The sequence below is a fragment of the Candidatus Omnitrophota bacterium genome (assembly GCA_041650805.1).
Lineage (GTDB): Bacteria > Omnitrophota > Gorgyraeia > 2-01-FULL-45-10 > 2-01-FULL-45-10 > JBAZKM01.
The window spans coordinates 1-18,334 of the sequence record JBAZKM010000006.1 but is presented as its reverse complement, the minus strand read 5'-3'; the positions used below and the strand labels follow the sequence as shown (position 1 = coordinate 18,334).

Below are 18,334 nucleotides of genomic sequence, written 5' to 3'. Positions count from 1 at the left end.
CCTACCTTAAAAAGAGTACCAGGAACATGCCCACCATGCCCAGCAGGCACCACACCATATATGTCGGCAGTACCCCGTTGTGGGCATATTGCCCCATACGCGTAAATATGCCCACCGCCTTCCTGCCCATTTCGTATATATCGAATGTCTTCGCTTCCTCTTTCCTGTATATCGCACCGAGCCCTTTCAGGTCCCTGATGGTATCGTAGAATTCCGTACCCGATATCCTGCCGAGATCTTCCTGGTCTGTCCCGCCCACGAACGTTGAGACCGTACGGAACGACTTTCTGCCGGAAAGACGGTAAATGAGAAAGCCCGCGAATACTCCTATGCCTACAAGCGCCGTCGCAATGGCGGGGCTCCAGAGCCCTTCGTATGAGACCCGGGCTCCTATGGCAGGCAATATAAGGATCGAAAGCGGCACGCTGAACGCGAATATACCGAAGACGACGCATAGCGCCGCCAGTATGACCATGGGGAGCTTCATAGCCGAGACGGCCTCTTTTATATTATCCAGACTCCCGGAAGGCCGCCCGAGGAATACGGAGTGAACAAGCTTCATGAAACTGGCGACGGTGAGCGCGCTGCCGAACATGGCTGCCGTCAGCCAGAGGACCCACAGGCGGCCGCCTTTACCGCAGGCCGATTCTATGATCCCCTGGTATACCATCCACTTTGAGGCGAACCCGTTAAAAGGCGGGATACCGGATATCGAGAGGGAAGCTACCAGGAAGGCCAGAAAGGTGACCGGCATGGCCTGGGCAAGCCCTCCGAGTTTATCCAGGTCCGTCGTACCCGTCTCCTTCTCGACGGCCCCGCCTGCCAGGAAGAGGCACGATTTGTATATGGCGTGGTTCAGCATATGGAAGAGGCCGCCAGCTATCCCTATGGGGTTACCCGTACCTATACCGAGTATCATATACCCTACCTGGGAAACCGCATGATACCCGAGGAGCCGTTTCAGGTCGTGCTGGACAAGGGCGTATATGACCGCCAGGACTATCGTTACCGAACCTACGATAAGGAGAAGCCCGCGGCTGATATCGTTCATGATAAATACGTTCATTGAGATCCTGGCCAGAAGGTATATGCCCAGAAGTTTGTCGAGCGACGCCGGAAGGTAGGCGGTGACCGGCGCGGGGCCGTCTTCGGCAACGTCAGGAAGCCATGAGTGGAAAGGCATTGCGCCCGCTTTGGCAAAGCTCGCTATCGCCAGGGAGAGGTAAGCGGCAAACGGCAGTATCCCGTTCAGCGGGATATGCATCTTGCTCATCGAGAAAGTCCCCGTCATGGCCCAGAGAACGGCTATCCCGAATATCATGACGGCATCCGTGCCGCCTATTACGATGAGCGCCTTCCTTGCCGACTCGGCGGCCCTTTTGGTGGCGCTCATATTCACAAGAAGATAAAGGACGACCGCCAGGGATCCCCATGAGACGAGCAGGATTATAAGGTTATCGGCGAATGAGACCCCCAGGGAACCTGCCAGGGCCAACAGGTACCAGCCAAAATACCTCCCTACGCCTTTGGCGATGAACCCGCAAGAATAGAGCGCTATCAGGAAAGCGAACACAGTAACACCCATACCTATGAACGCGGAAAGGGCATCGACGGAAAATAGCGAAGATGAGAGCCCTGCCCATTCCTCTTTATGGATGAAGATACGCACCGAAAGGACCAGGGCCGCCAGGGTGGCCGTCATTGCGATGGCCCTCGCCAGCGACTTTATCCTGTCGGGGACGGCAAGGCATACGATGCCTGCGATAACCGGTATGCCTATGATATATGTAAGCGCCGTATAGGTCATGACAACCCTTTTCCCAGCTTCTCCGCTATCCTTTTCGTCTTCTCCTGCGACAACCTTATGAGGTCCTGGGCGTTCAATTTCTCTTTTCCGCGCTCATCGATCACGACCATCCTCTCGGTGCAGCAGTAACACGGGTCTATCGCGGCCAATATTATAGTCGCGTCCGAGACCGTCTGTCCTATGACCGTCTCCCTGAACGTGGGAAAGTTCATATATGTCGGGGCCCTTATCTTGTGGCGGACCGGAGAGTTGGTGCCGTCGGATTTAACGTAATGAAAACACTCTCCTCTGGGCGCCTCGCACTGCCCTATCCCCTCGCCCTGCGAGATATCCTTCACGCCGGCGTCTATCGGCCCTTCCGGCATCCTGTCGAGACACTGCCGTATTATACCGGCCGCTTCGTACATCTCGAGTATCCTGACGACCGTCTTGGCGAATACGTCGCCCTCTTTTTGGGTTATTACGCTCCACTTGACCTTATCATAGGCGGCGTAGGGATGGTCCCTGCGGACATCTATATCCACTCCGGAAGCCCTCGCCGTCGGACCGAGCGCCGCGTAATCGACCGCTTCTTCTTTGGTCAGGATGCCGACGCCCTTCGTGCGGGCATGGATGACCGGGTCATCCAATACCGCCCCCTTAAGTTTATCGAGATTGCGCAGGAACCTGTCGAGACGCTGCAGTATGTATGACACGTGCTCTTTCTCTATATCCCGCCGTACCCCGCCGACCTTCATCATGGCATAATTCTGCCTGTTACCGGTCACCGTCTCCATAATGTCGCATATGTCCTCCCTGTACTTCCATGCCCACATGAAGACCGTGTTGTAACCGAGGAAGTGGCCCGCGAGACCCAGCCAGAGCATGTGCGAGTGGATGCGTTCGAGCTCCTGGATGATCGACCTTATGTAGAGCGCCCTCTCCGGCACCTTTATACCGTCTATATCCTCAATGGCGTTGACACACGCTATGGGGTGGCTGCCTGAACATATTCCGCAGATACGCTCCACGATGAATATCGACTGGTCGAAGCTCTTCGACTCGGATATCTTCTCTATGCCGCGGTGGTTATAACCGATCCGCACATCGACGTCCACGACCTTCTCGCCTTCGACTACAAGTTTATAAAATTCCGGCTCTTCCTGGAGCGGATGGTACGGCCCTATCGGCACGTGCGCGTTGTGGCTCATGCTTTCCTCGAATCTCTCTTGGGGACTATGAAGTCCTTCCTTAAAGGATATACGCCTTTCGGCCAGTCGTCCGGGAGCAGGAGCGGCCTCAGGTCATCATTGCCGTTGAACTCCACGCCGAATAGCTCGTGTATCTCCCGCTCTATCCACCATGCGGACTTTGTCACGGATGTTATGGTATCGATATGCGGGTCGGCTTTGTCCGATATGAGCGCGCGCACGGATACGACAAGGCCGGACCGGTCCAGCGCAAAGTGGTACAGTATCTCGATGCCTTCAAATGTGTCTACGGCGCTCGCGATATTGAACCTCAGGCCCGCTTCTTTTAATAGATAGCGCGTCAGGTCTACGATATCTTTCGGATATATATCGACGTACGCCTTCTTATCCGAATGCCTGTATGTCTTCAGGACTTTGCTGGTAAAGCGCCCCTGTAATTTAGCCAATATCTCGTCGATCGTCATCTATATTTCCTTTTTCGCCCTTATCTTATTTACAAGTTTCACCAGGGCCGCCAGGACCGCCTCCGGCTTGGGAGGACATCCGGGGATATACATATCTACCGGGATGACCTCGTCGAGCGGGGTGCCGGTATTGTAGCTATCCTTGAATAGCCCCCTGGAAGAACCGCACGCGCCCCAGGCGATCACAAAGCCCGGTTTCGGCATCTGGTCATAAAGTTTTTTTATGAGAGGTATCGTCATCTTATTTGCGGAACCGGTGCAGAGAAGCACATCCGCGTGTTTTACGCTCCCCACCAGTACTATCCCTAAACGTTCCAGGTCGAACCGCGGCGTAAGACAATCGATGATCTCGATATCGCAGTTATTGCAGCTGCCGCTTGAAACGTGAAAGACATAAATGGATCTCGTCAATATCTTCTCTTTGAAGCCCATGGCTAATATCCCATATATGCGGCCAGTACGGCCACTATCGATATCGCGGTAACGGGTCCCCAGAAGAACCTGAGCGCCTGGTCTACCCTCACCCTCGGGTTGGTATTCTTTATAAGTACAAGCATGACCACGACGGCCGCATACTCCGATATGCTCTTTAAAAATCCTCCGGGTCCGGGCTTTATCCCGCCCATGTACAATGTCATGACTATCACGGGAAGGATGAACGTCAATATGGCCCTGGCCGCTTTCAATATGCCGAGGGCCTTCCCGGAATATTCTATGAAGGTGCCTGCCATTATCTCCGTCTCTGCCTCGGGGATGTCGAAAGGCACAAGCCCCAGCTTCGCCTGGATACAGATGATCATTACCATAAAGGACAATGATCCGGAGACGCTCCCTATGATGGCCCCGTTCATCTCCTGGTACAATAGTATATCTCCCAGCTTTATGGCATATCCCGACTTCATCACAGGGACGATCAGCGCAAGTATGAACGGAAGTTCATATGAGAGCATCATCTTCATCTCGCGCGACGCGCCTAGCGATGCCAGCGTATTGCGTGACGCGAAGGCGCCCAGCATGGTGGCCACCGGCGGTATCATAAGAAGGTAGACGATGACTATGAGGTCTCCTATGAAACCCTTCCCGGGGGCATGATTTACTACAAGGATCATCGTCGATACAAGCGACGCGCTTGCGGCCGCTATGAGCGGCATGCCCAGGAAGATGCCCTTCGAAACGCCTTCCGGCATGAGCGTCTCTTTATAAAATAAGAGCTTGATCATGTCGGCAAAATTCTGATACCAGGGGGGGCCTACGCGCCATTGCACCCTCGCCGTGACCTTCCTGTCGATCCAGCCCACCAGGCATCCCATAGCAACGGAAAAGAGGAATCCGGGGAAGAGAAGGAATAGGGCTATATATTCTGCCGCCTTGACCATGTTCATCGCTTATGCACCGTCTGGAGTATGCGCTCCCACTTAAGGTTCGTCTTCACCATTATGCTGTCAGAGACCCTGTATATACCGTCCTCTTTCTTCTCCTCGAATTCCCCGTATTTAACGCCGCCGTGGCTGCATGATTCGAGGCATATGGGTACGGCGTCCCCACGCAACCTGCCGATGCAGAGATCGCATCTCGATATTATGAACGGTATCGTCTCCGGATATATGGTGCCGAACGGACAGCCGTTCGCGCACGACTTGCATGAGGTGCACCTCATCATATACCGCTTAAGCACCCTGTCCGGTTGTTTCTCGAGCGCCTCCCACGGGCATGATCCGACGCACGGCTCATCATCGCAGCGCCGGCATATGACCGCAAAGTGCGCCAGCTCCCGCATCGTCGTTATGCCGTTATTGCCGGGGTGCTGGGTGTAGCTGCAGATCGAGCCGCACTCTTCGCATCTCTGGCATATGTCCAAGTCGATCAATAACTGTCTCATTCCCATATATTCGGCAGGTCCTTCAGCTTATCGTACGTGAATACCGGCCCGTCCTTGCATGCATAATACGGCCCCACCCTGCAGTGGCCGCACTTGCCTATGCCGCAGGACATATTCTTCTCCATCGAAAGGTATATATTATGCTCCTTGAACCCCAGGTCCAGGAGTTTGAACGTGGTGAATTTCATCATTATGGGCGGACCGCATACGATGGAGACGGCCGTCTCCATATCCAACCCCCGGTCCTTGAGTATAGTCGTTACGAGGCCCACGTTGCCCTTCCACGTTTCGTCCCCTATATCCGTCGTCACCTCAAGCTCGACGTGCTGGCCCCTCTTCTTCCAGCCCTCTATCTCATTCTTGTAAACGATGTCTTTGGGCGTCCTGGACCCGTATTTGACTATTATCTTCCTGTAATCGTTCACTTCATTAAAGAGCGCGTAGAGAAGTGCCCGGAGCGGCGCAAGGCCGACGCCGCCGCCGACTATATAGACCTCTTTTGACTTAAAATCTTTTAAAGGGTAGCCGAGGCCGTACGGCCCCCTCAATCCCACCATGGAGCCGGGGCCCATCCCGTGCAGCGCCTTCGTAACGCGCCCGGCTTTCATTATCGTGAAGTCGAGCGTCTCGCACGAATTATGGTTCGAGGAAGGCGTAAAGGGCGCCTCTCCTGTCCCGGGCACGGTGACATCCATGAACTGGCCTGCCCGGAAGCTTACCGGCTCTTTCGGTTTGAGCGTGAATGTCTTTATACTGGCCGTTTCCGTCACTACGCCCGTTATCTCTGCATCTATGTAACGATACGGATTATCCATTTTCAGCTTTCAGCTTTCACTTATGCGGCGGCTTACTCCACTCGCCCCTAACGAGCCCCTTGAGCACCTCCCGGATATCTATATCTCCGGGGCAGGCCTCAATGCACCGGCCGCATCCGGTACAGGCAAAGTAATCGAGGACTTCCGGGAAGAAGGCAAATTTCTTGTCAAACCTGTTCCGGAGGCGTTCGTACAGATGCTTGCGCGGGTTCGCGCCTCCTGCGACCCTGGCAAAACTGTTGTAGAGACAGGAGTCCCATATCCTGAGCCGCCTGGACCCTTCGTTCACCTTTTCGTCGAAGAGGAGGAAACAATGGCAGGTCGGGCATACGAGGTTACAGGCGCCGCACTCGACACAGGTCGAGGAAGAATCCTGCCAGAGCCCGACCGTATTGTAATGCCTCTTCATCATACCGCTGATCGCCTCCGTATTCGGCGTGCCTCGTTCGGAGATATACCGCGATACCTCGCCCGCGACCTTTTGCCTCCCGGCATCTCTCTTCTCGATCTCTCCGGGTAGAGCATCCCTGAAGAAAGTTTTATACACATTTACTATACCCATCCCTTTTTCGCTGCCGACCTCGACGAGAAAGCTGCCGCCGGCATCGGATAGGTTAAGGTCAAAATACTTTTTTGGATACGGCGCGCCTGCCATGGCTGTGCAAAAACATGTTTCGCGCGCGTAGGTGCAGTCACTTGATATTATCAGGCACCGTTCCCTGTTATTGACATAGAACGGGTCCTTAAGATCTCCGTCTTTGAACACGAAATCCTGCAGCACCAGGCTCTGGAGGTCGCATCCTTTGACACCGGCTATCACAACGGGCCTGCTGTCGCTATCCGGACCTCCCGTGACCTTCTCCCGCGGATGGTTAAGGAACGACTTGAGCGGCTGGCTCTGCCGAATCCCTCCGAGATCTATTGCGCTCTCCTTCGCCGGGTCAAAGGGCCCGAAGGAGAGTCTCTCCCCTTTACGGTAAGGGACAAAGACCCTGCTCGTTCCCGACAACCTTGTGAGGAGGTCAAAAAGATCGTTCCGAGTTATGGTATAGATATCGTTACTCATAATTTTGGGGAATGTTTATTCTAATATAGGGGTGAGGTTATGTCAAGGCAAAATCCGGCGCGCCTTATAGGCGGGCGCTAGAGGGAGTACTCTTTCAGGGCCCTCTTAACACTGCCGTAATCGTCAATGATATCCCTGTGCCTGTACACGGTGAGCGCGGGGTCGAGCGACAGCGCCTTTTTGTATTCCGCGACGCCTCTATCCATCGCCCCGGAGCCTGCGGGGTTCACTCCCCTGACGGCCGTTGCCTCGTTAAAATAGTGCGCCGCCAGGAGGAAGTAATTGAAAGGGTTTAACGGCTCCGTATCCTGGGCCTTCTTGAACTCCTCCACGGCCCTTTCACCCTTACCGACACAGCTATATAAGAAACCGAGGCGGCGATGGTATTTGCTGAAAGCGGGATTTAGCCGCACCGCGCTTTCCAGCTCCGCTATCGCCTTTCCGGCCGAGCCTCCGTTACGCATCGTCTTTTTGCTGAAACCGTTCGAGAAGAGATATGCGAGATCATAATGGTACTCGGAGGCGGACGGCTCCAACGCTATTGCCGTCTCAAGATGGTCGGCCCTCTTTTCCGCCGACCCTAAGATGCCGTACACGTCCGCAACGGCCAGGGACGTGATTGCATTGGCCAGATATAAAAAAGATGCCACTCCCGCGCCCAGGAGGGCCGCCCTCTTTACTGCCCCCTCTACCCGGAAGGTCTTCGTCTTAAAGATGGCGTCCTCGTCTTCAGCGCCGTCGGACCTGGAGTGGATGGCGCAAAAACCTATACCCAGGATGGCCGAAAAGAGGAGCGCATTGGACATAACCCGCATATTGGAATCGACAAAGCTGAAGACGAATATCGAAAAGGCTGATGCCAGACAACCGTATCCGATGGCCCTGGAATAAGAGTTGTGGCGCAACCGGAGAAGCCGTATGTAACGTTTGAAAAAAGAGGACATCCCGAGCGCAAATATGGAAAACCCTATAACGCCGCTTTCCAGCAAGACACCCAGGTAGTCGCTGTGGGGGTGCGCAAAAGATACGTTCACGTGCGGCTGATATTTGAGGAATATATACCTGAACGTGCCGGCGCCTATGCCGAGGATGGGATGTTCCTTCATCATGCCGATCGCCCTGGCCCACAACGGCACGCGTAACCCATAGGTATTGATGTTGCCCAACACCGCTGCCAGTTCGCTGAAGATCCTGGATAACATCCCGCGCAAGAACCATGCCGACACGACCGCCGCTATGGCCGCCGTGAAAAGAAGGGCTGCCGGAAGGATCCATTTTTTTTGCGACATCTTCTCCGAATACGAAACATAGAAGAATACCGACGACGCGAAAAAGACGATGATGCCGCCCATGGAAAGGGTGTGCAGAAGGCTTGCCGTCATGATACCTATGGCGAATAGAAAGATCAAATTCCACCCCTCGAATACGTCAAAATGCCGGTAACCCCTCTCCTTTTCGAGGTATGCCAGGTACGCAAAGAACGCACCCAGCGCGAGAAATATGACCATATTCATATAACCGGAGTAATAGTTGCAATTAGTGTAGCTCGAATATATCAGGAGCACCTCCTCGGCCTCTCGCACACCGAATATCCTGGTGACGCCGGATACCTTCTGGACGATCCCGTATGCCGCCAGCATGACGCCGACGGCGAGGATCGTGAATATAAGACGGTTTATCTCGCGGCGCGAGCGAAGGGTGTTCACGATAATGAAAAAGAGGCACATATATGAAAGGACTTTGAAAAAATAGAGCTTTGTGATGTACGGGTATATGGTGCCGAGATGCCCGCCCGTCACCTTTCCCAGCAGAAGCTGTGCCGACAGCAATAAGATGAACGCGCACATGGGCAGGTACAGGGTCGTCTTCGTTACGATTATCTTTCCGGATAGTACGGACCTGAGGAACCACAGGAGAGCGGAAGAGAAGATGAGCACTTCCATTAACGCCATTACGGGGATATCGCGTGAATCAAACAGGACGGGCGAAAGTATCAGGACGGCTATAAGTATGCACTGGAGAAAAATGCCGGTTATATCTCGCAATCGCAACACCTCATGGATGTGCTACTCGTAGTATTTATGATACCTGTAATCGTAATACTTGTAATAGTACGATTCTTTTCTGGTGTCGACGCCGTTTATGATCACCCCTATCATCTTCACCCCGAGGTTCTGCAGCCTCTGTTTGCACTTATTTGCCATATCCCAGGTGACCTTGCCGAACCTGGTGATCTGTATGACTCCGTCGAGGGCCTTGGCCAGCACCACGGAATCCGATATCCCGAAGATCGGGGCCCCGTCGAATATGATCTTGTCGTATTTCTTCCCCGCCTCGTCCAGAAGCTCCTTCATCCGGTAGGAACCGAATAGCTCCGACGGGTTCGGTGGTATCGGCCCGCACGGCATAAAATAGAGATTTTCAAATCTTGTCTCCACCACCGCTTCTTCAATGGCCATTTTCGATGTCAGGTAGTTGCTCAACCCCTTCGCCGTATGCGACCCCACCATCTTGTGCAGGCTCGGACGCCGCATATCGCCGTCCACCAGCAGCGTCCTGGACCCGTCTCCTGCGACGACGATGGCGAGGTTAAGCGCTATTGTGGACTTGCCTTCTTTCGGGAGGGCGCTCGCGATAAGTATCGACTTAAGCGCGTCCGGAGGGGCGGAGAAGGTGATGCTTGTCCGCACATTCCTCAGCGATTCCAGCAGATTTGAACGGCGGTCTTTCGGATTCACTACGACATAATCGCTTATGCTGACGGGTTTACCTTTGACCGGGGCATCTTTCACAAGCGGTATATACCCAAGGTACGGCAATCTTACATATTTTTCCACGTCCTCCTGTGTCTTTACGGTATTGTCGAGATAATCGATAAAGATCGCGACGCCGCAGGCGCCGAAGAAAGCCATAATGGATATAAGGAGAAAATCTTTCAGGCGTTTAGGGCCTATCGGGGAGGCCGGGACATCCGCATATTCGATCACCTTTACGTTGCTGATGTCGAACCTCCCGCTCATCGAGTCCTTCATTTCGCTTACGATGTTACCTGAGAGGGCCTGCATCTCTTCCTTTACCGCCTGGATCTCCCTCTTCGCTTTTATGACCTTGGGATGTTTGTCCGTATATTTGGCGGAATAAAGGGCGAGGTCCTTGGAGATGTCCGATTTTTTTTCTTTGAGCTCCGCCATTTTCGGGTTTTTTACCACATATGGAAGCGACTGGAGGACTTCATCCTTTGACATCCCCCTAAGTTTCCCGTATATGGCATCGGCCCTCGTCTTACCGTCGCCGTCGGGGAACATCTTCTTCAACATGTCGGGAGACGACAGGAATGATGTGACTATATTCTTCTCTATATATTCGTCAACGAGGCCGTTAGCCAGTTCCGCGCACAGGTTCGGGTTGGTTGAGGTCGCCACCACATCGAAAACCCGGCTTTCGCCTATCTGATTTATGCTTACCATACCCCGCGCCGCCTTCGCGGCGCCTTTCAGGCCGGTACCCAGGATGCCCGGGTATTTCGACATGAGGTCGTACTTCTCGATCACCGCGGATGCCACAGAAGCGCTCTTCATCAGCTCTATCTGGGACCTGAGCCCGCCGGTGCTCAGAGAGAACTGCTGCAACTCGGGCGCAGTTTTAAAGGCCTTGGACGGGTCCTGTATCAGTATCTGGGACGTGGCGGAATAGATATTGGGGCGCGTAATGTTATGCAGGGCCGCCATGAATGAGACCATTACAAAAAAAGATATGACGACACTCTTCCTTTTAATGACGATATCGGCATAATCCTTGAACGTGACTTCCCGGGGCGTCTCTTCAAAAGAGACGGACTGCTGAGCCATAAAATGCCTCCCTAAAACCAGCTCTCCTGGACAACTATTATGTCATCCGGCTCAAGAGGGACATCCCGCTCTTTGCCGTAGTATATATTTTTGACGTTCACCTTTATCTGCTTCCTGTTGCCGAATTCATCGACGCGTATGATCGTCACAGGATTCAACGAGGCTATCCTGGTGAACCCGCCCGCTGTAGATATGGCCCCTAATAACGTAAGCTTACTGACATCCCCGAAACCGTAGGTCCCGGGTTTTGTGACCTCTCCGATCACAATGACGTTCGCGCTGGGCACGTTGACTCTGTCACCGGGGCTGAGGATTATGTCCTTTGCCTTGGCGGCCATTACATCCCCGGCATTCACCTCCAGCTTCCTGGTCTTGCCGTCCGGTTCGGAGCGTATTATAGTGGTCCTGTTCAGGCACGCCTTTTCGGTGGGGCCGCCTGCGAGCGTAAGAAGTTCCGCCAGCGTCATATTCTTATCGTCCCCAAAATCGAACGGCCCGGGGCTCTTGACCTCGCCGGAGATAGTGACCCTCCTCTTGTGAAATTTTTTGATCTGTGCGTCAACGGTCACTTTTATCTTAAAATAATCCCTCTCCAGCAGCTTGCTTATATGCTCCTCCATCTGGGATATCGTCATGCCCTCCACTTTTATCTTTCCCAGGATAGGGAACCTTATCTCCCCGTTATTATTGACTCTATACATGTTTGAAAGGTCGTCTTCGCCGCTGACCTTTATATCGATCTCGTCGCCGAACGACAGGACATATGTATCTTTTGCGGCCCTGTCCTGTGGTTTGACATCTTTGGCCGTAACGGCGGCACTCCCCGGTACATTGCCCGGTTCCACCTTCGCCTCTTCGGCATATGAAGCATCTGCAAGTGCGAATATGCAAAGAGACGCGGCGCATATCAGGGTTGTCCCTTTTATCCTGTATCTATAAAGATCCGGGAACGGTCTTTTCATTTAGTAAGATGCCCTCAAATTCACGAGTAGCCTGTTGTCGCGGTAGTAATACCGCTTGAAATTCGAATCCCTGCCCTTGTATTCGTACGCTAAGCTGGAGTCGAGCCACCGCGTGATCCTATACGACAACCCTCCCTTAAGACCCCAGACGTAATCCCTCCTTGTCCTCACCCCTTCGTCTTCCTCGCTGTTCCTCGGGTAATCGTTCTTCCCTAAGCTGCCGCCTATCAATAAAGACGTCTTCCCGCTTATATGCTTCACCAGCTCGAGTTCCGCGTACTTCAGGTCAAAGTAGGCGTTATCCTGGTATGTGGACTCGACTATCGACTTGCCAAGCATCAGTTTCATAACAACATCTTTCCTGAGCATGGAGGACATGGATCCTGTCATCGTGAGAGAATTATAATCGCCGTAAATATTCTTGTTCTCATATGCCCTGAACTGGTATCCGGCTTTAAGATATACGTCCGTCTTGGGGGTTATCTTACCGGTTATGCCGCCGCTTATCTGAAGAAATGTGGAATTGCGGTTTCCGGTATAGTATGCCACCTTCCCGAAATCGGCATCCATAAAGAGCGTGCTCTTGGAGGTCATATTATAATAGAGCGTGGGCGTAAGGACATGCTGGCTATAACTGAACTCCTGTCTGGATTCCGGTTTATACCACTCCAGTATGTTCAGATATGCGAACGCCATGGATATCTTTTCAGCCGGCGTATATTTGGCCTTGAACTCCATTTCATTATTATACCGCGGGGTGAACTTTACGTCTTCGTTCGTCGCCGGATCGGTAGTGAAGAGCAGTATGTCCTTGAACCCGAAGACCAGCTTCCCCCTGCCGCCGAAGAGATTACTCGGGATGACGCTCGTCGTTATGAAGGAATGGCCGACGTTGCTCTCTTTCGGGTGTTCAAGGAACGTCTTTATTATGGGTTTATACTCCAGGTTGAACAATGTATGCTCCGGCACGCGGGACTCCGATTCCAAAGTCACACCGCCTGCCGATACGATGAACGGCAGGGCGAAGGGCAGGTCAAGATTTCCGCCGAAACTCGGGGTTACCGTTGAGACATAATCGGCCCTTCTGTCATCAGGGGTAAGGAAGATATTATCGTCCCACTTGAACTGATAGCTGATCGAAGGCCTCAATGTGAGAGGGCCGAATTTTAACGGACGCATCTTGCCCAGGTCCACATCTCCTGTGCCGCGCTGCATCGTTATCAATTCCCGCGCCCTCTCTCTTTCAAGGACTTCCTCCCGTACCCTCTCCCTCTCTTCCTCTATCTGTATCAGCGTCTCCGCCTCTACGCTCTCCAGGTAAGAGCGGAATTTCTCGGTATATGACGGGTCCAGTTCTACCGCCTTCTTCATGAACGGCATGGAGCTCTCATAATCGCCTCGGTCAAAATATTCGCGCCACAGCATGAAATAATCATCGGCGGTGGCTTTGCCTTCGGCGACGGACACCCGGATGATCTCGCTCTCCACGGAACGGTCGATGTAAGCGCGTATCTTATCCCCGTAGGCCGGGTCGAGCTGGGTTGCCTTCTTCATGAAAGGTATTGAGTTTTCATAATCGCCTCGGTCAAAGCACTCGCGCCACATATTGAAATAATCCTCGGCGGTGGATTTGCCTTCGGAGGCCGAGATACGGATCAGCTCGTCCTCGACGGAGCGGTCTATGTAGGCGCGTATCTTATCCTCGTAAGCCGGGTCAAGTTGGACCGCCTTCTTCATGAACGGCATGGAGCTCTCATAATCGCCGCGGTCAAAATATTCGCGCCACAGCATGAAATAATCATCGGCGGTGGCTTTGCCTTCGGCGACGGATATGTGCACAAGCTCGTTTTCGACGGAGCGGTCTATGTAGGCGCGTATCTTATCCTCGTAAGCGGGGTCGAGCTCTATCGCCTTCTTCATGAACGGCACGGAGTTCTCATAATCGCCGCGGTCAAAATATTCGCACCATATACGGTAATGATCTTCGGCAGTGGCATTTCCTCCGGCGAAAGATATGTGTACAAGCTCGTCCTCGACGGAGCGGTCTATACGGGCCCGTATCTTATCCTCGTAAGCAGGGTCGAGCCGGATCGCCTTCTTCATGAAAGGTATTGAATTTTCATAATCTCCGCGGTCGAAGCACTCGCTCCACAACCGGTAATAATCCTCGGCGGTCTGGCTGCCCTCTGTCATCTCTCCCCTCTCCTCCGCCTGTAAAATCGAAATAAGAGATGGAGATAAAAAAGTCAGCGATATAACAAAAAAAACGGCCGCTATGTTATTCGAGACTTTCATTACCGCCCTCTTCCGGTTCTTTAATTTCCTTATTCTCGCTCTCCGGGATCGGTACTTCTGGCGGTTCTTGTCCTGTCATTTTCCGGGTATCATTACCCGCTGAAGTGCCGGAAGGGTTCTGTATGGCATTTAATGCCTGGGTAGCTGCTTCGCGGACATCGGCATCGTCATCTTTTGACGCCCCGGTCAACGCCGGGATGGCTGAAGGGTCTCCTATCTCTCCTAATGCGCGGGCGGCCGTTTCACGGACATCCCACTCATCGTCTTTCAACGCCTTGACCAGAACAGGAACGGCGGAACGGTCCTTTATCATACCGAGGGCGCGGGCGGCCGATTGTCTCACACCCCAATCGGTATCCTGCAATGCCTTGATAAGGGCCGGAAGGGCGGATATGTCACGCGCTTCCCCAAAGGCATCGGCAGCGGCCTTCCGTGCCTCCCAATCTTTACCTTTCAAAAGAGTATCTACCTTGGCCTTGAGAAGAGCCGCCTTGCTCGCCGTCTCATCTTCAATTCTTTGCGCCTCTTCTGCCATACGCTTCTCTTCGGCGAGTTTGGCCTTACGGGCTTCCTCTGCTCTTAGCCTCTCGGCTTCCTTGGCTCTCTTTGCCTCGTCGGCAAGACGTTTCTCTTCGGCAAGCTTCGCCTTGCGGGCCTCTTCTGCCTGTAACTTCTCGGCTTCCTTGGCGCGGAGGGCTTCATCCTTCAGGCGTTTCTCTTCGGCGAGTTTGGCCTTTTTCTCTTCGGCAACCTTTGATCTCTCGGCTTCCCTGGCTTTCTTTGCTTCATCGGCTATACGCTTCTCTTCGGCGAGTTTTGCCTTGCGAGATTCTTCGGCCTGCAGTTTCTCTGCCTCTTTGGCTTTCCTGGCTTCATCGGCGAGACGTTTCTCTTCGGCAAGCTTCGCCTTGCGGGCCTCTTCGGCTCTAGCCCTGGCCTCTTCCTTGGCGCGGAGGGTCTCGTCTTTCAGGCGTTTCTCTTCGGCGATCTTGGCTTTGCGAGATTCTTCTGCCTGTAACTTCTCGGCTTCCCTGGCTCTCTTTGCTTCGTCGGCTATACGCTTATCTTCGGCAAGCTTCGCCTTACGGGCTTCTTCTGCCTGCAGCTTCGCGGCTTCCTTGGCGCGGAGGGCCTCATCTTTCAGGCGTTTCTCTTCGGTAAGCTTCGCCTTACGGGCTTCTTCGGCTTTACGAAGTGCTTCTTCCTTGGCTATTCTGGCTTCATCTGCGATGCGCTTCTCTTCAGCGAGTTTTGCCTTACGAGCCTCTTCGGCCTGCAGCTTCGCGGCTTCCCTGGCTCTTTTTGCTTCGTCGGCTATACGCTTCTCTTCGGCTATCTTGGCCTTACGGGCTTCCTCGTCTCTAGTCCTGGCCTCTTCCTTGGCGCGGAGGGCTTCATCCTTCAGGCGTTTCTCTTCGGCGAGTTTGGCCTTTTTCTCTTCGGCAACCTTTGATCTCTCGGCTTCCCTGGCTTTCTTTGCTTCATCGGCTATACGCTTCTCTTCGGCGAGTTTGGCCTTGCGAGATTCTTCGGCCTGCAGTTTCTCTGCCTCTTTGGCTTTCCTGGCTTCATCGGCGAGACGATTCTCTTCGGCGATCTTTGCCTTGCGAGCCTCCTCGGCTTGCAGCTTCGCGGCTTCCCTGGCTCTTTTTGCTTCGTCGGCTATACGCTTCTCTTCGGCTATCTTGGCCTTACGGGCTTCCTCGTCTCTAGCCCTGGCCTCTTCCTTGGCGCGGAGGGCTTCATCCTTCAGGCGTTTCTCTTCGGCGAGTTTGGCCTTTTTCTCTTCGGCAACCTTTGATCTCTCGGCTTCCCTGGCTTTCTTTGCTTCATCGGCTATACGCTTCTCTTCGGCGAGTTTTGCCTTGCGAGATTCTTCGGCCTGCAGTTTCTCTGCCTCTTTGGCTTTCCTGGCTTCATCGGCGAGGCGTTTCTCTTCGGCGATCTTGGCTTTGCGGGCTTCCTCGTCTCTAGCCCTGGCCTCTTCCTTCAGGCGTTTCTCTTCGGCGATCTTTGCTTTGCGAGCCTCTTCTGCCTGCAGCTTCTCGACTTCCTTAGCTATTTGGGCCGCGTCCTTTGGGTGTCTCTCTTCGGCAAGCTTTGCTTTTCTCTCTCTCTCAGCTTTTCTAACCTCATCCTCGAGGCGCCTCTCTTCGGCGAGCTTCGCCTTACGGGCTTCTTCGGCTTTACGGCGCGGTTCTTCTCTTAGACGTTTCTCTTCGGCGAGTTTGGCCTTACGAGCTTCTTCGGCTTTACGGAACGGCTCTTCCTTGGCTTTCCTGGCTTCATCGGCGAGACGCTTCTCTTCGGCGAGTTTTGCCTTACGAGCCTCCTCGGCTTGCAGCTTCGCGGCTTCCCTGGCGCGGAGGGCTTCATCCTTCAGGCGTTTCTCTTCGGCGAGCTTCGCCTTGCGGGCTTCCTCGTCTCTAGCCCTGGCCTCTTCCTTGGCGCGGAGGGCCTCATCTTTCAGGCGTTTCTCTTCGGCGATCTTGGCCTTTTTCTCTTCGGCAACCTTTGATCTCTCGGCTTCCCTGGCTCTCTTTGCCTCGTCGGCTACACGCTTCTCTTCGGCAAGCTTGGCCTTACGAGCTTCTTCGGCTTTACGGAGTGATTCTTCCTTGGCTATTCTGGCTTCATCGGCGAGGCGTTTCTCTTCGGCGATCTTCGCCTTGCGGGCTTCCTCGTCTCTAGCCCTGGCCTCTTCCTTGGCGCGGAGGGCCTCATCTTTCAGGCGCTTCTCTTCGGCGATCTTGGCTTTGCGAGATTCTTCGGCCTGTAACTTCTCGGCTTCCCTGGCTCTCTTTGCCTCGTCGGCTATACGCTTCTCTTCGGCAAACTTGGCCTTACGAGCTTCTTCGGCTTTACGGAGTGATTCTTCCTTGGCTATTCTGGCTTCATCGGCTATACGCTTCTCTTCGGCGATCTTGGCTTTGCGGGCCTCTTCGGCTTGTAGCCTCTCGGCTTCCTTGGCGCGGAGGGCCTCGTCTTTCAGGCGTTTCTCTTCAGCGATCTTGGCCTTTTTCTCTTCGGCAACCTTTGATCTCTCGGCTTCCCTGGCTCTCTTTGCTTCATCGGCTATACGTTTCTCTTCGGCGAGCTTTGCCTTGCGAGATTCTTCGGCCTGCAGTTTCTCTGCCTCTTTGGCTTTCCTGGCCTCATCGGCGAGGCGTTTCTCTTCGGCGATCTTGGCCTTTTTCTCTTCGGCAACCTTTGATCTCTCGGCTTCCCTGGCTCTCTTTGCCTCGTCGGCTATACGCTTCTCTTCGGCAAACTTGGCCTTACGAGCTTCTTCGGCTTTACGGAGTGATTCTTCCTTGGCTATTCTGGCTTCATCGGCGAGGCGTTTCTCTTCGGCGAGTTTGGCTTTGCGAGATTCTTCGGCCTGCAGTTTCTCTGCCTCTTTGGCTTTCCTGGCTTCATCGGCGAGGCGTTTCTCTTCGGCGATCTTCGCCTTGCGGGCTTCCTCGTCTCTAGTCCTGGCCTCTTCCTTGGCGCGGAGGGCTTCATCCTTCAGGCGTTTCTCTTCGGAGAGCTTGGCCTTGCGGGCTTCTTCTGCCTGTAACTTCTCGGCTTCCCTGGCTCTCTTTGCCTCATCGGCGAGGCGTTTCTCTTCGACGAGCTTTGCCTTACGGGCCTCTTCGGCTTTACGGAGCGCTTCTTCCTTGGCTATTCTGGCTTCATCTGCGAGGCGTTTCTCTTCGGCGAGTTTGGCTTTGCGAGATTCTTCGGCCTGCAGTTTCTCTGCCTCTTTGGCTTTCCTGGCTTCATCGGCGAGGCGTTTCTCTTCGGCGATCTTGGCCTTACGGGCCTCTTCGGCTTTACGGAGCGCTTCTTCCTTGGCTATTCTGGCTTCATCGGCTATACGTTTCTCTTCGGCGATCTTGGCTTTGCGAGATTCTTCGGCCTGCAGTTTCTCTGCCTCTTTGGCTTTCCTGGCTTCATCGGCGAGGCGTTTCTCTTCGGCGATCTTGGCCTTACGGGCCTCTTCGGCTTTACGGAGCGCTTCTT

At 53.8% G+C, this 18,334-nt stretch carries 13 protein-coding genes; all 13 read right to left on the bottom strand.

All coding sequences use genetic code 11. The features are described 5' to 3' along the window. Position 1 precedes the first annotated feature (1 nt). Entirely contained in the window at positions 2-1,807 is a 1,806-nt protein-coding gene (locus tag WC515_05260) for a proton-conducting transporter membrane subunit (protein MFA5146760.1), read from the bottom strand. Then, positions 1,804-2,997 carry a nickel-dependent hydrogenase large subunit gene (locus WC515_05255; protein MFA5146759.1) on the bottom strand — a complete coding sequence of 398 codons (1,194 nt, stop codon included), beginning with the start codon at positions 2,995-2,997 and terminating at the stop codon, positions 1,804-1,806. The genes WC515_05260 and WC515_05255 overlap by 4 nt, the downstream gene beginning before the upstream one ends. Beyond that, entirely contained in the window at positions 2,994-3,461 is a 468-nt protein-coding gene (locus WC515_05250) for an NADH-quinone oxidoreductase subunit C (protein MFA5146758.1), read from the bottom strand. Before WC515_05250 ends, WC515_05255 begins: the two co-directional genes overlap by 4 nt. Next, positions 3,462-3,893, bottom strand: coding sequence for an NADH-quinone oxidoreductase subunit NuoB (nuoB, locus tag WC515_05245; protein ID MFA5146757.1), 432 nt, complete (start codon positions 3,891-3,893; stop codon positions 3,462-3,464). 2 nt (positions 3,894-3,895) lie between these two features. Continuing rightward, complete coding sequence (locus tag WC515_05240) at positions 3,896-4,843, bottom strand: complex I subunit 1 family protein (protein MFA5146756.1); 948 nt, start codon at positions 4,841-4,843, stop codon at positions 3,896-3,898. Further along, a complete protein-coding gene (locus WC515_05235; protein ID MFA5146755.1) occupies positions 4,840-5,346 on the bottom strand; it encodes a 4Fe-4S dicluster domain-containing protein in 507 nt (168 codons plus the stop codon). The genes WC515_05240 and WC515_05235 overlap by 4 nt, the downstream gene beginning before the upstream one ends. Then, on the bottom strand, positions 5,337-6,155 hold the full coding sequence (locus WC515_05230) for an FAD/NAD(P)-binding protein (protein MFA5146754.1): 819 nt from the start codon (positions 6,153-6,155) through the stop codon (positions 5,337-5,339). Before WC515_05230 ends, WC515_05235 begins: the two co-directional genes overlap by 10 nt. A gap of 16 nt (positions 6,156-6,171) precedes the next feature. Further along, positions 6,172-7,221, bottom strand: coding sequence for a 4Fe-4S dicluster domain-containing protein (locus WC515_05225; protein ID MFA5146753.1), 1,050 nt, complete (start codon positions 7,219-7,221; stop codon positions 6,172-6,174). A 77-nt stretch (positions 7,222-7,298) separates the two neighbouring features. Continuing rightward, on the bottom strand, positions 7,299-9,266 hold the full coding sequence (locus WC515_05220) for an O-antigen ligase family protein (GenBank protein ID MFA5146752.1): 1,968 nt from the start codon (positions 9,264-9,266) through the stop codon (positions 7,299-7,301). 21 nt (positions 9,267-9,287) lie between these two features. Beyond that, the gene (locus WC515_05215) at positions 9,288-11,069 is read right to left on the bottom strand and encodes a polysaccharide biosynthesis tyrosine autokinase (GenBank protein MFA5146751.1); all 1,782 of its coding nucleotides are present in this window, start codon (positions 11,067-11,069) and stop codon (positions 9,288-9,290) included. A gap of 11 nt (positions 11,070-11,080) precedes the next feature. Continuing rightward, positions 11,081-12,031: a polysaccharide biosynthesis/export family protein gene (locus WC515_05210; GenBank protein MFA5146750.1), complete on the bottom strand. Its 951-nt coding sequence runs from the start codon at positions 12,029-12,031 to the stop codon at positions 11,081-11,083. After that, positions 12,032-14,224, bottom strand: coding sequence for an outer membrane beta-barrel protein (locus WC515_05205; protein ID MFA5146749.1), 2,193 nt, complete (start codon positions 14,222-14,224; stop codon positions 12,032-12,034). Positions 14,225-14,309: 85 nt separating this feature from the next. Beyond that, positions 14,310-18,334 (bottom strand): hypothetical protein (locus WC515_05200; GenBank protein MFA5146748.1); only part of this gene is annotated, 4,025 nt, incomplete at its 5' end.

Coding starts and splice junctions, on each gene's coding strand:
- WC515_05250 (MFA5146758.1), bottom strand. CDS start 3,461: ATGACGATCGACGAGATATTGGCTAAATTACAGGGGCGCTTTACCAGC.
- WC515_05235 (MFA5146755.1), bottom strand. CDS start 5,346: ATGGGAATGAGACAGTTATTGATCGACTTGGACATATGCCAGAGATGC.
- WC515_05260 (MFA5146760.1), bottom strand. CDS start 1,807: ATGACCTATACGGCGCTTACATATATCATAGGCATACCGGTTATCGCA.
- WC515_05210 (MFA5146750.1), bottom strand. CDS start 12,031: ATGAAAAGACCGTTCCCGGATCTTTATAGATACAGGATAAAAGGGACA.
- nuoB (MFA5146757.1), bottom strand. CDS start 3,893: ATGGGCTTCAAAGAGAAGATATTGACGAGATCCATTTATGTCTTTCAC.
- WC515_05255 (MFA5146759.1), bottom strand. CDS start 2,997: ATGAGCCACAACGCGCACGTGCCGATAGGGCCGTACCATCCGCTCCAG.
- WC515_05230 (MFA5146754.1), bottom strand. CDS start 6,155: ATGGATAATCCGTATCGTTACATAGATGCAGAGATAACGGGCGTAGTG.
- WC515_05215 (MFA5146751.1), bottom strand. CDS start 11,069: ATGGCTCAGCAGTCCGTCTCTTTTGAAGAGACGCCCCGGGAAGTCACG.
- WC515_05240 (MFA5146756.1), bottom strand. CDS start 4,843: ATGAACATGGTCAAGGCGGCAGAATATATAGCCCTATTCCTTCTCTTC.
- WC515_05225 (MFA5146753.1), bottom strand. CDS start 7,221: ATGAGTAACGATATCTATACCATAACTCGGAACGATCTTTTTGACCTC.
- WC515_05205 (MFA5146749.1), bottom strand. CDS start 14,224: ATGACAGAGGGCAGCCAGACCGCCGAGGATTATTACCGGTTGTGGAGC.